Annotated in this window: 15 protein-coding genes and 1 pseudogene; 4 read left to right on the top strand and 12 right to left on the bottom strand. The window is 67.1% G+C overall.

Going from position 1 to position 16,470, the window contains the following annotated elements:
- Positions 1 to 205 precede the first annotated feature (205 nt).
- The 7 genes and pseudogenes from ACETK3_RS05780 to ACETK3_RS05750 form a co-directional block, all read right to left on the bottom strand.
- Entirely contained in the window at positions 206 to 679 is a 474-nt protein-coding gene (locus tag ACETK3_RS05780; protein WP_236801924.1) for a hypothetical protein, read from the bottom strand.
- Between the two features lie 3 nt (positions 680 to 682).
- Positions 683 to 1,453 carry a 4-hydroxy-tetrahydrodipicolinate reductase gene (dapB, locus tag ACETK3_RS05775; protein WP_373992639.1) on the bottom strand — a complete coding sequence of 257 codons (771 nt, stop codon included), beginning with the start codon at positions 1,451 to 1,453 and terminating at the stop codon, positions 683 to 685.
- 67 nt (positions 1,454 to 1,520) lie between these two features.
- The gene (locus ACETK3_RS05770; RefSeq protein WP_236801922.1) at positions 1,521 to 1,985 is read right to left on the bottom strand and encodes a molybdenum cofactor biosynthesis protein MoaE; all 465 of its coding nucleotides are present in this window, start codon (positions 1,983 to 1,985) and stop codon (positions 1,521 to 1,523) included.
- Complete coding sequence (locus tag ACETK3_RS05765) at positions 1,975 to 2,499, bottom strand: molybdenum cofactor biosynthesis protein B (protein ID WP_236801921.1); 525 nt, start codon at positions 2,497 to 2,499, stop codon at positions 1,975 to 1,977. The genes ACETK3_RS05770 and ACETK3_RS05765 overlap by 11 nt, the downstream gene beginning before the upstream one ends.
- Complete coding sequence (gene moaC, locus ACETK3_RS05760; protein WP_236821739.1) at positions 2,496 to 2,987, bottom strand: cyclic pyranopterin monophosphate synthase MoaC; 492 nt, start codon at positions 2,985 to 2,987, stop codon at positions 2,496 to 2,498. The genes ACETK3_RS05765 and moaC overlap by 4 nt, the downstream gene beginning before the upstream one ends.
- On the bottom strand, positions 2,975 to 4,234 hold the full coding sequence (glp, locus tag ACETK3_RS05755) for a gephyrin-like molybdotransferase Glp (protein WP_237430209.1): 1,260 nt from the start codon (positions 4,232 to 4,234) through the stop codon (positions 2,975 to 2,977). Before glp ends, moaC begins: the two co-directional genes overlap by 13 nt.
- 23 nt (positions 4,235 to 4,257) lie before the next feature.
- Positions 4,258 to 5,779: pseudogene (locus ACETK3_RS05750) on the bottom strand (molybdopterin-dependent oxidoreductase).
- 227 nt (positions 5,780 to 6,006) lie between these two features.
- Between ACETK3_RS05750 and moaA the strand changes: the two are divergent.
- The 4 genes from moaA (at position 6,007) to ACETK3_RS05730 (ending at position 9,828) form a co-directional block, all read left to right on the top strand.
- Positions 6,007 to 7,134: a GTP 3',8-cyclase MoaA gene (moaA, locus tag ACETK3_RS05745; RefSeq protein ID WP_237430208.1), complete on the top strand. Its 1,128-nt coding sequence runs from the start codon at positions 6,007 to 6,009 to the stop codon at positions 7,132 to 7,134.
- 5 nt (positions 7,135 to 7,139) lie between these two features.
- Complete coding sequence (locus ACETK3_RS05740; protein WP_236801917.1) at positions 7,140 to 7,406, top strand: MoaD/ThiS family protein; 267 nt, start codon at positions 7,140 to 7,142, stop codon at positions 7,404 to 7,406.
- 91 nt (positions 7,407 to 7,497) lie between these two features.
- Positions 7,498 to 9,171, top strand: a complete 1,674-nt coding sequence (locus ACETK3_RS05735; RefSeq protein WP_237430207.1) for an HNH endonuclease signature motif containing protein — start codon at positions 7,498 to 7,500, stop codon at positions 9,169 to 9,171.
- A 204-nt stretch (positions 9,172 to 9,375) separates the two neighbouring features.
- On the top strand, positions 9,376 to 9,828 hold the full coding sequence (locus tag ACETK3_RS05730; RefSeq protein WP_373992638.1) for a hypothetical protein: 453 nt from the start codon (positions 9,376 to 9,378) through the stop codon (positions 9,826 to 9,828).
- A 68-nt stretch (positions 9,829 to 9,896) separates the two neighbouring features.
- On the opposite strand, the gene ACETK3_RS05725 is transcribed toward ACETK3_RS05730, so the two are convergent.
- From ACETK3_RS05725 to kynA, 5 genes are all read right to left on the bottom strand, one after another.
- A complete protein-coding gene (locus ACETK3_RS05725) occupies positions 9,897 to 11,240 on the bottom strand; it encodes a pitrilysin family protein (protein ID WP_236801915.1) in 1,344 nt (447 codons plus the stop codon).
- 112 nt (positions 11,241 to 11,352) lie between these two features.
- Positions 11,353 to 13,611, bottom strand: coding sequence for a polyribonucleotide nucleotidyltransferase (locus ACETK3_RS05720; protein WP_236802821.1), 2,259 nt, complete (start codon positions 13,609 to 13,611; stop codon positions 11,353 to 11,355).
- A 243-nt stretch (positions 13,612 to 13,854) separates the two neighbouring features.
- Positions 13,855 to 14,124 (bottom strand): 30S ribosomal protein S15, encoded by a 270-nt coding sequence (rpsO, locus tag ACETK3_RS05715; protein ID WP_236801914.1) that lies wholly within the window; start codon positions 14,122 to 14,124, stop codon positions 13,855 to 13,857.
- A 227-nt stretch (positions 14,125 to 14,351) separates the two neighbouring features.
- On the bottom strand, positions 14,352 to 15,611 hold the full coding sequence (locus tag ACETK3_RS05710; RefSeq protein ID WP_236821733.1) for a kynureninase: 1,260 nt from the start codon (positions 15,609 to 15,611) through the stop codon (positions 14,352 to 14,354).
- Complete coding sequence (gene kynA / locus ACETK3_RS05705) at positions 15,608 to 16,462, bottom strand: tryptophan 2,3-dioxygenase (RefSeq protein ID WP_236801912.1); 855 nt, start codon at positions 16,460 to 16,462, stop codon at positions 15,608 to 15,610. Before kynA ends, ACETK3_RS05710 begins: the two co-directional genes overlap by 4 nt.
- Positions 16,463 to 16,470 lie beyond the last annotated feature (8 nt).

Below are 16,470 nucleotides of genomic sequence, written 5' to 3'. Positions count from 1 at the left end.
GGGGATGTTGGGGGCCGGGCCGGAGATGCTGCAGCCCAGTGGCGCGGACAGTGCCAACGGCAGCGGCCAACCTCATGCTTTCCCCCAAAGCTAAAGAGTGTTTACTAAGTCAACCTACCGTGGACGGCAAAAGACCGCGATGGGCAGAAATGCCCATCGCGGCGGCAATGCCGATTACGGCAGTTGGGCAGGGCTGCCCTGCGAGCTAGGACGCGGCGGTGAAAAGCTTCACGGCGTCGCGCATGGACGCCCGGGCACGCTTGCGGTCTCCGGCGGCATCGTAGGCGCAGCTCAGCCGGAACCATGAACGCCAGTCGTCCGGAGCGGCCTCAGCCTCGGCCCGGTACTTTTCGAATTCGGCATCTGCAGCCGCCCGGACGATCCGGCCGCCGGGCGTGCGCGGGAGCTCGTCCACCGGCAGGCCGCCTTCGGCCTCCAGGACCTTGGCCATTTGCTCCGTGCGGGCACCGAACATCAGCTCGCGGATCAGGGCCCAGGCGCCAACAATGGGCAGCACCAGGTAGGCGGCGCCGATGGCCTTGGCGGTCAGGTTGCTGTCCGACAGGAGCAGGAGTGAGCGCTGGAAGGACACCACCAGGTAGAACACCAGCAACAGCGTTACCGCTGCCACCCAGATCTTGGTGCGGTTCTTCCGGAAGCCGGCTGCCAGCCCGTTCACGGCCTAAAGCCCCAGGTCCAGGTAACCGTCCAGGCCAACGGTGAGGCCGGGGTGTGCAGCAACGTTGCGCACGCCCAGGAGCACGCCCGGCATGAAGGAAGCACGGTCAAAGGAGTCGTGGCGGAGGGTCAGCTGCTCACCGGGACCGCCCAGGAGCACTTCCTGGTGTGCCACGAGCCCGCGGAGCCGGACGCTGTGCACGCGGACGCCATCCACTTCGCAGCCGCGGGCGCCGGCGCGTTCACTGGTGGTGGCATCGGGGCTGGGCGGCACCTGTGCAGAAGCACGTTCCGCAGCGATGAGCTGTGCCGTGCGGACGGCGGTGCCGGAAGGGGCATCCACCTTGTCCGGGTGGTGCAGTTCGATGATCTCCACCGATTCGAAGTACTTGGACGCCTTCGCGGCGAACGCGGAGGCCAACACGGAGCCGAGGGCGAAGTTCGGCGCGATCAGGACGCCCGTCTCCGGGTGCTCGGCCAGCAGGGATTCCAGTGCGGACAGGCGTTCGACGTCCCAACCGGTGGTGCCCACCACGGCGTGGATTCCGTGCTCGACGGCGAAGCGGACGTTCGCTTCGGTGCTTTCGGGGACCGTGAGGTCCACCAGGTACTGGGCACCAGAGGTGGTCAGCTGTTCCAGCGAGTCACCCCGTCCGAGGGCTGCGACGAGCTTCATGTCGGGAGCGGCGTCGATAGCCTTGACGGCCTCGGCGCCCATGCGTCCAGTGGCGCCGAGGACGGCCACCAGCTTGGGAACGGAGTGTTGTTCGGTCATGGCATTAACCCTACCGGCGGCGGTGGTTGGTGCAGGAACCGGGCGGCATGCGTTACCTCGCGGTGGGTCAGCCGCCTGCGCCTACCCATTCCACGGTGCCGTCGGAGAAGAACTGTTCCTTCCAAATGGGCACCTGTTCCTTGATGCGGTCCACGAGTTCGGAGCAGACGGCGAAGGCCTGGCCGCGGTGCGCGGCGGACACGGCGCACACCAGCGCGGGGTCGCCGATTTCCAGCATGCCGATGCGATGTGCTGCCCAGATGCGGACAGGCTGTTCAGCCCCGGCATCCCCTTCCGGGTCCTGTTCGGCAACAAGGCGGGCGACGACGTCGGCCATCACCTGGTGTGCCGTGGGATGCGCGCTGTAGCTGAGGCGCTGGACAGCCTTGCCGCCGTCGTGGTTGCGCACCACGCCGCTGAAGCTGACCACCGCGCCCGCGGTGTCGCTTTCCACCGCCGCTATGGCCTGGTCCACAGAGATGGGGTCCGGGCTCAGGACTGCCCTTACTACTTCGAATGCTTCAGTGCCCATGTCCGCCTTCCAACTGGTCGCAGAGGTGCCCGATCAGCGGGTCCAGGACGGTGAGCCCGTCCATGACGCCCTTGGGTGAACCGGGCAGGTTCACGATGAACGTGTGCCCTGCGGCGCCGGCGTAACCCCGGCTCAGGGACGCGAGCGGGGTTTTGGCAGCGCCCGCCCTCCTGATCGCCTCCATGATCCCGGGGATCTCCCGGTCCAGGAGCGGCAGGGTGACATCCGGCGTGCGGTCGTCGGGGCTTAGCCCGGTGCCGCCGCTGGTGATGATGACGGCGGGGTGCTGGGTGAGGAGCGCCCTGATGGCGGCACCTGCCGGGTCACCGTCGGGGACCACCATGGCCGGGAACACGTCAAAGCCATGCTCGGCGAGCCAGTCTGTAATCACGGGGCCGGTTTCGTCTTCGTAAATGCCGGCGGCCGCACGGGTGGAGGCAACGACGACGCCGGCCTTCCGCCCCTGTACCTCGCCGTGCACATGTGGGGCGGCCGCGCTGAAAGGTGTGGTCACAGTGCCCAGTCTCCGCTCTTGCCGCCGCTCTTGGCCAGCACCTTGATATCCGTCAGGACCGCGTGCTTGTCCACGGCCTTGATCATGTCGTAAACGCTCAGCGCCGCCACGGAGGCCGCCGTTAGGGCCTCCATTTCCACCCCGGTGACGCCGCGGGTTTTCACCGTGGAGCTGATGGTGACGGCCGCCGGACCAAGGTCGAAGTCGACCGTCACCTTGGACAGCGGCAGCGGATGGCAGAGCGGAATCAGGTCCGGGGTCTTCTTGGCGGCCATGATGCCGGCCACGCGGGCAACGGCCAGTGCATCCCCCTTCGGGAGCCCGCCGGTGCCCAGGAGCTGCATCACTTCGGCGGTGGTCCGGACCGTGGCGGTGGCCGTCGCCTCCCGGGTGGTCTCTGCCTTGGCGGAAACATCCACCATCTGGGCGCTGCCGTCCTGGCGCAGGTGCGTCAGGGCGGGGGTCTGTTCTGCGTTCACAGCATCCATACTTCCACCTCGTCCCCGGCAGCGAGTTCCGTTACGCCGGCAGGAACGTGGACCAGGACGTTCGAACCTGCCAGCGCGTGCATCAGGTGCGAGCTCTCGCCGCCTTCCAGCCGTACCGTCCCGTCCGGCTGCAGGCTGCCCCGCCGGACCTGGTGTTTGGGCCCGGGGGACCTGAGTTGCTGGGCTTGCCCTTCAAGGTCAAGGCGGGCGCGCAGGGGCAGCCGGGCCGCCGGTGCCCCGAGCAAGGTCGACAGGGCGGGCCGGAGGAACATCTCGAAGGACACCAGGCAGCTGACAGGATTGCCGGGAAACCCAAGGAAGGGGACGCCGTCGAACGTTCCGATTCCCTGGGGGCCACCGGGCTGCATTGCGACGTGAAGGAAGTCGACCGGTTGTTCCGCCATGGCCTGCCGCACCACCTCGTAGGCTCCCTTGCTGACCCCGCCGGTCGTGACGATCAGGTCCGCGTCCCGGCCTTCCGTCCGCAGTAGCGCCTGGAGTTCCGCAGGGTTGTCGTTGGAGATCCCGGCGCGGCGGACGCGAAGCCCTGCCTGCGTCATTGCCGCTTCCAGGAGGGTTCCGTTGGAGTCGTAGATCTTGCCCTCCGGCAGGGGCCGGCCCGGTTCAACTACCTCGTCCCCGGTGGTGACGAGCAGGACGGTCACCGCCCGGTACACCTCCACCTCCGTTATGCCAAGGGCGGCGAGCAGTCCCAGTTGCGCCGGCCCCAGGCAGGTTCTGGCGGCGAGCGCCCGCTCCCCTGCCGCAATGTCGCTGCCGGCGGCGCGCACGTACGTTCCCGGGGCGGTGGCAGGCAGCGTCACAACAGTGCCGTCCTGCTCCGGAAGGAAGTGGTCAGGCACCGATTTTTCAATAGGTACGACGGCGTCAGCCCCCGCCGGGATCATCGCACCTGTCATGATGGGCGCCGCAGCCCCCGGCCCAAGCGGCTGCGGGCTCGACCCGGCGGGAATGGGAGGCATGATGCGCAGCTCAGCGCCGCCGTCGGGGATGTCCGCGGAACGGACGGCATACCCGTCCATCTGGGAGTTGGCGAAGGGGGGAAGGCTGAGCGGAGCAAGGAGTCCGTGCACCAGCGCCCGGCCCAGGGCATCAGGCAGGGGAACAACTTCAGTGCGGGATTCTACCGCCAGCGGGGCGAGGAGGTCAGTGACTGCGGCCAGATGCGCGGCGACGGAGCGGGCGTTGTGGGCCTTGCCCGCAGGGGCGTGATGCGCAGTGGTCATGGGTACGCCTTTGGTCGCGGCCGTCAGGATTTCACGTCCACTCTAACCGTGTGGAATCCGGTGGCCCCGTCAGGCGCGGGCGGCCGTGATGTTTCATCCTGGGGCCGGCCGTTCATGTCGGTCGCGCGGACCTGGATTTCGTACTGCCCCGGTGTGAGGTCGACGGTCAGCTTCCACTGGTACCAAGTGTCGGCGGAGATGCCGGGCGCCAGCTCGGCTTCCCGCCAGGGCCCCCGGTTGAGCCGCACTTCCACCTTCCCGATGCCGGTGTGCTGGGCCCAGGCGACGCCGGCAAATACAACGGTTCCCGGGCTGACCGGGCGCCCGCTGCGCGGCACGTCGATCCGCGACGACGTCTTGATGGGTCCGCGCTCGGACCAGCCCCGCGGGGTCCAGTACCCGGCGTCGTCGGCAAACCTGGTGACCTTGAGTTCCGTCAGCCACTTGGTTGCCGAAACATAACCGTAAAGGCCGGGGACAACCAACCGGACGGGGAAGCCGTGCTCCAGCGGCAGTGGTTCACCGTTCATGCCGACGGCCAGCAGGGCATCCCGGTTATCCGTCAGCACCTCCAGGGGCGTTCCGGCGGTCCAGCCGTCGGTGCTGCGCGAGAGCACCATGTCGGATCCCGGCTGCGGTCCTGCCAGTGCCAGCAGGTCCCTGACCGGCCAGCCCAGCCAGCGGGCGTTGCCGATCAGGTCGCCGCCCACGTTGTTGGAGACGCAGGCGATGGTGATGTGGCGTTCGGTCAGGGGTTTGGCCATCAGGTCCGCGAAGGAGAGCTGGACCTCCCGGGGCCACCATGCCGGTGACTTTGAGCAGCCAGGTATCCGGGTTGACCGCCGGGACGGTGAGGGCTGTATCGATCCGGTAGAAGTCACGGTTTGGCGTGACCAGCGGCGGCATTCCCGCCACGCCGGACTCCGCGGCCGCCGGGATTGGCGGCGCCGGAGATGCCGGCGTTGGAAGGGTGATGCGGGCCCTGGCTTCGCTGACCGCGTTGGCGGCACCGCGCCAGATACCCGCCACGGCCCCGGCAACGGCGGCCAAAGCCGCGGTGCCGGCGAGGGCCTGGAGGAAGCTGCGGCGGGACCGGGATGGTGTGGGATCTGCTGTCCTTTCGCCGTCGCGGGTTGAGGCCGCTGACTGCCACGCCGCGAGCTTGCCCACCAGGAGCCGCAACAGCACGACGGCGGCACCCGCGGCCAGAAGCGGAAGCAGGAGTGCGACCGGGGCCGCTTGGGAACGCGTCAGGACTGCGGCAGCCCCGGCGAGGCCGAAGATGCCCGCCAGGACGGCCCCAGTGAACCGCCTCCGGAACTCAAGCACTCCGGCCAGTGCCGCCAGCCCGGCGATGACCAGCGCCATGCCCGTCAGCAGGGCAGCCTTATCGGCCGTACCGAAAAGGGAGATGGCCCAGTCCTTCACACCGGGAGGAACGGCATCGATCACCACTCCGCCGACGCCGGTCAACGGGGACAGGGACGGGCTGGCGAATCCTGCCAGCAACTCCCCCGCGGCGACCCCGCCGGCGACGGCCACCATCCCGGCGGCAGCGGCCCAACGCCCCCTTGTGTCCCGCACCCTAGCGCGCGGGACTCCCGGTTGCCGGACGGAACGTTCCGGCCGCCCCTGAAGGCCGCCGCCGTCGTCGTCCGCCCCGTACCTGTGCCCGGAACTGTTCACAACTCCCAGCATAGGTTCGTGGCACCCGGGTGACGCCGGGCCGGTCAGGGTGTGATGTGCCGCTCAAGGTGGCGTAGCCTGAATTCATGAGTGTCCAGCTAGGCATGCCCCAGCCGCGGGAGGAAGCAGCATCGGCCCTGCCGGGCGTTCCCCGTGCCAGGCCCGCGGATGCACCGGCCGGCCTGGCGGACCGATACGGCCGCCGCGCCACGGACATGAGGCTGTCCCTGACCGACAAATGCAACCTCCGCTGCACCTACTGCATGCCTGCCGAAGGCCTCGAGTGGTTGGCCAAGCAGGCAGTCATGTCCGCTGAAGAGATCGTGCGGATCGTCAAGGTGGGCGTGGATCAGCTGGGCGTCCGGGAGCTGCGGCTGACGGGCGGCGAGCCGCTGGTCCGGCACGACCTGGTGGACATCATCGCAGCCCTGCGGCGCAACCATCCGGACCTTCCGATCTCCATGACCACCAACGCCGTTGGCCTGGCGAAAAAGGCGGCCGCGCTCAAGGATGCCGGGCTGACGCGCATCAACGTCTCACTTGATTCCCTGCACGAGGAAACGTTCACCAAGCTGACCCGCCGTCCCTTCCTGAACCAGGTCCTCGCCGGTGTTGACGCCGCGTGGGCTGCCGGGCTGGGACCGGTCAAGCTGAACGCTGTCCTGATGCGCGGGATCAACGATGCCGAGTCGCCGCAACTGCTGGCCTGGGCCCTGGAGCGCGGGTACGAATTGCGGTTCATCGAGCAGATGCCCCTCGACGCCGACCACGGCTGGACGCGCCGCAACATGATGACCGCCGCCGAGATCCGCGGGCTGCTGTCCCGGGACTTCGTCCTCAGTCCCGATCCGCGGGAACGCGACGGCGCCCCTGCGGAGCGCTTTGAAGTACGACGGCGGGCGGCAGGTTCTCCTGATCCGGAGGGTCCCGTGCTGGGAACGGTGGGGATTATCGCCTCCGTCACCGAGCCCTTCTGCTCCGACTGCCGGCGCACCAGGATCACCGCCGAAGGCAAGATCATGAGTTGCCTGTTCTCGCGCGAGGAATACGACCTCCTGGGCCTGCTGCGCGCGGGTGCGAGCGACGCCGAGCTGGCGCACCGGTGGCAGGACGCCATGTGGATCAAACCCAAAGCCCACGGCATGGACCACGTGGGACTGGACGCCCCGGACTTCGTCCAGCCGGACCGCAGCATGAGTGCCATCGGGGGCTGACCGGAATGCTTGTACGCTACTTTGCTGCCGCACGCGCCGCCGCCGGTTTCGAGGAGGAGAAGTTCGACCTGCCCGGCGGCGCCACGGTGGCGGATCTGTTGGAGGCTGTTGCGGCCGTGGAGCGGCCGGAGCCTCCGTCGGGGACTCCCCCGCTGCCCAGTATCCTTTCCCGCAGCAGTTTCCTGCTCAATGAGGTGGCCGTGCGGGACCAGGCAACCGTGCTGGGTCCCGACGACGTCGTCGACGTGCTGCCGCCGTTCGCTGGGGGCTAGGCAGCAGGCTTTCCGGCCCTTGGGGTCCTGCCTGCTTGACGTTGCTCTCGCCCCCACTCTAAATGTCAGTGCCTCATTGGATGATTCTTTTATGGCAGTCATCAGTGGTGTTGGGGCAGGTGTGGAAGGTGTTCATGCCTCTGTGGCCGCCCTGGATGCGCTGGACGCCATGAGTGTGCTGGAGCGGGAGGATTCTTACCTGGCGTCCGGGGTTGGTGTTGGTTCGGGTGTTGATGTCCTGCGGCGGCGGTACGAGATCCGGCTGGAACGGCTGGAACTCGCGGCCCGGTTGGAGGCGCAGCTCGCGGCGATGAAGGCACGGGATGCAGCCGAGGCGGTCGGCTTCCAGCAGGCCATGACCCCGCCGGACGCGTCTGTCCGGGACCGCACCTACGCCGAGATGTCCGTCGTGGAGGAGATCGCCGGGGTCCTGACCATCAGCTCCGCCGCCGCAGGTGCTCTGGTGGAGCAGTCCCGGAAGATCTGCTCCCTGCCACCGGTGTTCCAGGCCCTGGCCACCGGGGCCATGTCCTGGCAGCACGCAAGGGTTATCGCCGATGAAACCGAGGGCCTTGATCCGGCCGGTGCTGCTGCGCTGGTGGCGCACTTCTTCGACCCCGACGCACCCCACCCCGCCCGCGGCGCAGCCCCTGGCGAACTCGTCCCCTCCCGCTTCCGGGCCAAAGTCCGCGCCTGGCGCGAACGCCACCACCCCGAGACACTGCAGAAACGCCACGCCAAAGGGGTGGCGGACCGGCGGATGGAATACACCCCGGACCGGGACGGCATGGCCTGGGTCTCGCTCTACCTCCCCGGCGACACCGCCTGCGCCATCTGGAACCGCACCACCGCCACCGCCCGCGGCCTCCAAGGCCCCAACGAACCACGCACCATCACCCAACTCCGCCCCGACATCGCAGCATCCCTGCTCCTTGGATCAGCAAGCGAACCCGGCAAGGTCCCCACCCCGCGGGCCGACGTCCTGGTCACGGTGCCGGTGTTCTCCCTCCTCGGACTCACGGATGAGCCCGCAACGCTGGACGGGTTAGGGCCCATCCCGGCATCCATGGCCCGGAAACTGGTCGCCGACGGGGCGGACTCCTTCTACCGGGTCCTGGTGGACCCGAGAGACGGGGCACCCTTGGAGATCGGCCGGAAGAACTACCGGCTCACCGAAACCATCAAACGCTGGATCAGGATGCGCGACGGCAAATGCACCTTCCCCGGCTGCACCAACGGCACCCCGGACAACGACACCGACCACCTTCAGGCCTGGGAACACGGCGGAACCACCGGGGCCAGCAATCTGGCACAGCTCTGCCCGAAACACCACCGGCTCAAACACCACACCCAATGGACACCAGAGCCGGCAACAGAAGACAGATCACCCGGCTGGACCTCACCCACCGGCCGCCACTACAAACCCGAACACCCCCACCCAGAACCCACCCACTGGCCACCGGGAATCCTGCCGGCGGAAGCTATCGTGGCTGCCATGTCGGTGGACGCTCCACAGTGGCAGCAACTGCTCGCGGGCATGCCTGATTGGGCCGATCCACCACCCGAAGATCCACCCGGCCAAAACCTGCTCGAGCCGGGCGAACTATGCCCGACAGATCCACTGTGGGAGGACTTCTACGCGCAGCCCTTCATCCTGCCACCCGACCCGTTGCAGGAACTGGGAATGGGAAGCGCTGGAATCACAAACGTATTGCCAGCGCCGGACCGGCTAGCCGCCCGACCGGTGTCAAACGATCAGTATTGATGGGTCGGCAAGGCGCGCGGCCCGCAGGCAAGTACCGGGCACTCAGACACGGTGGAAGACAGACCGCATGAATGGCCTGTAGCTTGTGCCCTTTCCGTTCCTGGTGACTGGCGCTTTAGCGTCCGGCACCCCTTCACGCGCGGCCTCACGGGTTGCCCGCAATTCGCTGATATGCTGCAGCACGCCGGCCTCGACACTGATGGCGTGGCGCGTCCAGCCCGCACTGCTTGGCCGCTCAAGCCGGATGACGCCGTCGTGCCAAGTACAGCGCACGGCGGCAGCGGGCGGCACCCCAGTACTGTCGACGTAGTACCACAGGACGTCATTATGGTCTGGATCGACCGTGAAGATGCCGTGGCCCTCGAAGTGCGTACCGTCAGCCTCGACATGCCGATAGCTCTGGACGACCCCGATGCCGCCGGCCATCGGGCTGTAAGAAACCTCAGCGTCCACGGTGCGCTCGGGTCCCCAGGGACCGGCGGCGAGTATGGTGCTTCCCCGCCAATGGCCAAGCAGCCCGGAAAGGGCGGGGTGGGCACCCGGCGCGGGCCCGTCGTCGTCATTGTGGAGCCCGTAGCCGGGTCCACGCGCGGATCCCTCCACGACATTCCCCTTACCCCGGCGGCCAGGGAGCGGCACCGGATGGGGTTATCTTAAGCCCCCGCCCGGCCGTGTCCGTGCAAAGTGAGCGCGAGCAGCTGGACAGAAGCCGGGCCGCCAGCGTCCTACAGCCCGAAGGTTTCCGTCTCCTCGAAGGGGCCCACGACGGTGATGGTCCGCGGCGCGGCGGCGAGTTCGGCGGCCAGTTCCTGGACCTGTTCGGCGGTGACAGCCTTGATCAGGCGGAGGGTCTCGTCGATGTCCTGGTATTCCCCGGAGACCAGCTCGGCCCGGCCCAGACGGGACATCCGGGAGCCGGTGTCCTCCAGTGCCAAAACGATCCCACCGCCGAGCTGCCCCACTGCCTTGCGGAGTTCGTCGTCGGATATTCCGTGTTCGGCGAGTTTGTCCAGCTCTACGCCCAGCAGGTCCACCACCTGGCGGACCTTGGACGGCGTGCAGCCGGCATACATGCCGAAGTAGCCGGCGTCGGCGTAGGACGAGGCAAAGGAGTAGGTGGAGTACACAAGGCCGCGCTTCTCGCGGACTTCCTGGAACAGCCTGGAGGACATGCCGCCGCCCAGGACCGCGTTCAGGACACTCATCACGTAGCGGCGTTCGTCGGTGGCGACGATCGTGGGGCATCCCATGATGATGTTTGCCTGCTCCACGGCACGCTTGACCACGTGCAGACCGGCCGTCCCGGTAATCAGGGCGCGTTCGGTGGAACGGCGCTGCACGGGTGCCGCGTCGGACTGCAGCGACCAGCCGGCAGACTCGAGGGCATCCACCACAAGTCCGCATACGACGTCGTGGTCCAGGCCGCCTGCCGCGGTGATGACCAGTTCCTCCGGCTTGTAGTACCGGCGGTAGTGCTCCCACACCGAGTCCCGGGCCACGGCCCTGATCGCGGCGGGCGTGCCGCCGATGGGACGGCCCAGCGGGTGGCTGCCGAGGACCGCGGCGACAAAATGCTCGTGGGCAACGTCGGTGGGGTCATCGCTGTCCATGGCAATTTCTTCCAGGATGACGTCGCGTTCCTGCTCCATCTCATCCGGGTCCAGTACGGCCCCAGTGATCATGTCCGCGATGACGTCGATGGCCATGGGCAGGTCGGTGTCCAGGACCCGGGCAAAGTAGCAGGTGCTTTCCTTGGCTGTTGCCGCGTTGGATTCCCCGCCCACCTCATCGAACGCCGAAGCGATCTCCAGGGCGGTGCGCCGCTTGGTGCCCTTGAACAGCAGGTGCTCGAGGAAGTGGGTGGATCCGTGCTGGCCGGGGGCTTCATCCCGGGATCCGACGCCTACCCAGAACCCGATGGTGGCTGACCGCTGGCCCGGCATCGCCTCCGTCAGTACCCGCACGCCTCCTGGCAGCACTGAACGGCGGACCTCGGACCCGCCGTCGGAGCCGTGGACCAGGGTGTCGCCGGCGTGGTTCTGCTCAAGCGGCAGGGGTACAACAGTCATTGATGCCTTTCAGGAGGGGCAGGCGGATCTGGCTGCCATCGTAACAGCGGCGGGACCGGTGGATCATCCACCGGTCCCGCCGATTCATGCTTGTGCCGGGAAGCCCGGGCTATTAGACCTCGGCGCCCTCAGCAGGCTCCGTGGCGTGAACGCGCTCGGTCTCGTCGGCGCCTTCCTCTTCGGCCACGACGGGAGACAGGGACAGCTTTCCACGGTCGTCGATCTTGGTGATTTCCACCTGGATCTTCTGGCCCACGGAAACAACATCGTCGACATTGTCCACGCGCTTGCCGCCTGCGATCTTGCGGAGCTCGGAGATGTGCAGGAGGCCGTCCTTGCCCGGGGTCAGCGACACGAAGGCACCGAAGGTGGTGGTCTTGACGACCGTGCCCAGGTAGCGTTCGCCGATCTCGGGGACCTGCGGGTTGGCGATGGCGTTGATGGCGGAGCGTGCTGCGTCGGCAGACGGGCCGTTGGTGGCGCCGATGTAGACGGTGCCGTCGTCCTCGATGGAGATGTCCGCGCCGGTGTCCTCCTGGATCTGGTTGATCATCTTGCCCTTGGGGCCAATGACCTCGCCGATCTTGTCCACGGGGATCTTGACGGCGATGACGCGCGGCGCGAACTCGGAGAGCTCGTCCGGGGTGTCGATGGCCGAGTTGATGACCTCGAGGATGTGCAGGCGGGCTTCGCGGGCCTGCTTCAGTGCTGCTGCCAGCACGGAAGCGGGGATGCCGTCGAGCTTGGTGTCCAGCTGGATGGCCGTGACGAACTCGGAGGTACCGGCAACCTTGAAGTCCATGTCACCGAAGGCATCTTCGGCGCCGAGGATGTCAGTCAGGGCTGCGTAGCGGGTCTGGCCGTCCACCTGGTCGGAAACCAGGCCCATGGCGATGCCGGCGACGGCGGCCTTCAGGGGCACACCGGCGTTCAGCAGGGACAGGGTGGAGGCGCAGACGGAACCCATCGACGTCGAACCGTTGGAGCCGAGCGCCTCGGACACCTGGCGGATGGCGTACGGGAATTCCTCGCGGGACGGCAGCACGGGCACGATGGCGCGTTCGGCCAGGGCGCCGTGGCCGATTTCGCGGCGCTTGGGCGAGCCCACGCGGCCGGTTTCACCGGTGGAGTACGGCGGGAAGTTGTAGTTGTGCATGTAGCGCTTGCGCGTCACCGGCGACAGCGAGTCGATCTGCTGTTCCATCTTGAGCATGTTCAGCGTGGTGACACCCATGATCTGGGTCTCGCCGCGCTCGAAGATGGCGGAACCGTGGACGCGGGGCAGGACCTCAACCTCGGCGGTGAGCTGGCGGATGTCCGTCAGGCCGCGGCCGTCGATGCGGACCTGGTCCTTCAGGATGCGCTGGCGCACCACGTGCTTGGTGACCGAGCGGAAAGCTGCGGAGAGTTCCTTTTCGCGGCCTTCGAACTGGCCTGCCAGGCTGGCAAGGACCTCGTCCTTGAGTGCGTCGGAAGCGTTGTCGCGTTCCTGCTTGTCTGCGATCTGGAAGACGGCGGCAAGCTTGTCGGCTGCAGCGGACTCGACGGCGGCGTAAGCGTCGTCCTCGTAGTCCAGGAAGACCGGGAACTCGACGGTGGGCTTGGCGGCGCGTGCGGCGAGGTCGGCCTGGGCGTCGCAAAGTGCCTTGATGAAGGGCTTTGCAGCCTCCAGGCCCTCGGCCACAACCTCTTCGGTGGGGGCGGTGGCGCCCTGTTCCTTGATGAGGTTCCAGGAGTTGTCCGTGGCTTCGGCCTCGACCATCATGATGGCGACGTCATCACCGGCAACGCGGCCGGCAACCACCATGTTGAACACGGAGTTTTCCAGCTGGGAGTGCTTGGGGAAGGCAACCCACTGGGATCCGTTTTCGTCGTTCACCAGGGCAACGCGGACACCGCCGATGGGGCCGGAGAACGGCAGGCCGGACAGCTGGGTGGACATCGAGGAAGCATTGATGGCCACGACGTCGTACAGCTCGTCGGGGTTGATGGCCAGGACGGTCACTACGATCTGGACCTCGTTGCGCAGGCCCTTGATGAAGGCGGGGCGCAGCGGGCGGTCCATCAGGCGGCAGGCCAGGATGGCTTCGGTGGAGGGGCGGCCTTCGCGGCGGAAGAACGAGCCCGGGATGCGGCCCGCGGCGTACATGCGCTCTTCGACGTCGACGGTAAGGGGGAAGAAGTCGAAGCCTTCACGCGGGTGCTTGCCGGCGGTGGTGGCGGACAGCAGCGCGGTGTCATCGTCGATGTACACCATGGCTGCGCCGGCGGCCTGCTTGGCGAGGCGGCCGGTTTCGAAGCGGATTACACGCTTGCCGAAGCGGCCATTGTCAATGACTGCTTCTGAGAACTGGATTTCGGGACCCTCCAAGAGAGTCACCTCCGTTTCTGTTTGACGGAAGTCCAGCCGCATCAACCCAGCCCAGCATCTGTCTACTGGCCCTGCACCCGGTCATCGATCGAGACCCACGGGCCGCCGGCTTCTGTCGACGAAGCCGTTCCCGGGGATCACTACCGAGGACCGCGAATGCGTGATGCGGTTGATCCTCCTGTTTAGTTTTTCATTTGAAGAGGGCGGCCCGTTCCGGATGGGAAGGGCCGCCCCAAAGCCAGACTAGCGGCGCAGGCCGAGGCGCTCGATGAGCGAACGGTAGCGGGCGATGTCAGTCTTCTTGAGGTAGCCCAGCATGCGCTTGCGGCGACCAACCATGGCCAGCAGACCGCGCTGGGTGTGGTAGTCGTGCTTGTGCTCCTTCATGTGCTCAGTCAGATCCTTGATCCGCTGGGTCAGGACCGCAACCTGGACCTCCGGTGAACCGGTGTCGCCTTCGGCGGTTGCGTATTCCTTGATGATGGACTGCTTTACAGCGGCGTCAAGTGCCACAATTACTCCTTGGGAATGTGCCGTGAGGGCCCAGGTCAGTAACTCACTGCCGGGTCTGCCGCCAACGTCCTGAACCGGAAAACCGGAGGAGGCGCCAACAACAGGAGCCAGCCGCCACGGACTGCAGCCGGATCCATCGTCCAGTTTACCGGCCCCGGCCTAACCTTGTCGAAACAGTGCGGTCGCGGCAGTGTTGGCAGAACAGTCCAATCCGAACAGCGGGGCACTCAGCCCTGCAGCCGGTCCCGGATGGCCGCCATGCCCTGCAGCACTTCGGCGAAGCTGGTGCTCATCGGGGACAACCCCACCCGGATGCCGTGCGGCGAGCGGAAATCCGGAATAACGTCTCCGTCCCAGAGCGCTTCGACGGTGGCCTTGGTGAAGTCGGGGTGGTCCACGGTGATGTGGCCGCCCCGCTCCCCCGGCTCCCGGGGCGATGCCAGCTGCGCCCCCAGCGGGGCCAGCCATGCGTCGAAGACTTCCACGGCGAAATCGGTCAGTGCCACGGACTTTTCCCGGATGGCGGCCATGGACGCTTCCTCGATGAGGTCCAGGGTGCCCTGCATGGCAATCATGCCGAAGACGGCGGGAGTGCCGCTGAGGAAACCCCGGATGCCCTGGGCTGGTTCATAGCCGGCCCCCATTTCGAACGCGTCCTTGCGCCCCATCCAGCCCCAGATGGGCTGGTTCAGTGCGGGCAGGTGGCGGGCGTTGACGTAGGCAAAGGCCGGCGACCCCGGGCCTCCGTTCAGGTACTTGTACGTGCACCCGGCGGCAAAATCCACGTCCGCGCCGTCAAGGCCGATCTCCACCGACCCCGCGGAATGGCAAAGGTCCCACACCACCACGGCGCCGGCGTCGTGCACTGCCGCGGTGATGCCCGGCAGGTCGGCGAGGTGGCCGGAGCGGTAGGCGATCTGGCTGAGGAGTACGACGGCGGTGCGTGGCCCGGTGGCCTGGCGCACCTGCTCAAGGGTCACCCCGGCGGCGGGGTCCGGCTGGATCCACCGGAGGGTCAGGCCCTCCTCGAGGGCGATGCCCTCCACCAGGTACCGGTCGGTGGGAAAGTTTTCGGTGTCCAGCACGAGCTCGTTGCGGTCCGGGTCCTGCACCGCGGCAAGGGCTGCCCGGATCAGCTTGTACAGCACCACGGTGGTGGAGTCGGCGATGATGGTCTGCCCCGGAGCGGCGCCAAGGACCGCGCGGCCCAGCTGGTCGCCGATGGCCTGGGGCAGGGCAAGCCACTTCTCGTCCCAGCCCCTGATGAGCCGGCCTCCCCATTCATCCCGGATAAACGCGGCAACATCGTCGGCAGTGCGCTTCAGGGGCCGGCCCAGGGAGTTGCCGTCCAGGTAGGACAGCGGCGTGTCCGTGCCGATGAACAGGTCCCGGAAGCGAGCCAGGGAATCACGGCGGTCCAGCTCTTCGGCCCGCTGCCGGAGTTCGCCCAAGGCCACGTCGGTGCTGTTTTCCTGGTGGATGCTCATTGTCCAATCTCCGTCCTGACAGCGAATAGTTCCGGGAAGAACGTCAGTTCCAGGGCCTTCTGCAGGAAGGTCACACCGCTGGATCCACCCGTGCCGGTCTTCATGCCGATGGTCCGCTGCACGGTGCGCAGGTGCCGGAACCGCCAGAGCTGGAAGTTGTCCTCCAGGTCCACCAGTTCCTCGCACGCTTCGTAGGCGGCCCAGTTGTCCGCGGCGTTTTCGTAGATGTGCTTGAAGAGCGGGACCAGTTCCGGGGCGAACTCGTGGGCCAGCGTCACGTCCCGGTCCAGGACGGAACGGGGCACGTCGAACCCCTGCCGGGACAGGTAGGCCAGGAACTCGTCGTAGATGCTGGGTGCGGCCAGCAGCTCCGCCAGCATCCCGTGGGCCTCCGGGTCGGATTCGAAGATGGGCAACATCTTGCTGTTCTTGTTGCCAAGGACAAACTCCACCGCGCGGTACTGGGCGGACTGGAATCCGGACGAGTTGCCCAGGAAGCCGCGGAACTGCGAGTACTCGGTGGGCGTAAGGGTGGCCAGGACGGACCACTGCTCGGTGAGGGTCTTCTGGATGTGCTTGACCCGGGCAATGCCCTTGAGGGCCGAGCCCAGGTCGTCCTCCCGGAGCCAGGCGGCCGCGCTGCGCAGTTCGTGCAGGACCAGTTTCAGCCACAGCTCCGTGGTCTGGTGCTGGATGATGAACAGCAGCTCGTCGTGGTGCTCAGGCTGGCTGACCGGCTGCTGGGCACTGAGCAGGGTGGGAAGCTGCAGGTAGGAGGCGTAGCTCATCCGCGAGCTGAAGTCGCGGACAATCCCCTGGTCCAGGTTGCGGGTGTTCTTCTCGACGGACACGCACTGCC

This window comes from Arthrobacter sp. E44 (assembly GCF_041877125.1).
Classification (GTDB): domain Bacteria; phylum Actinomycetota; class Actinomycetes; order Actinomycetales; family Micrococcaceae; genus Arthrobacter.
This window is presented reverse-complemented; position numbering and strand designations above follow the sequence as displayed.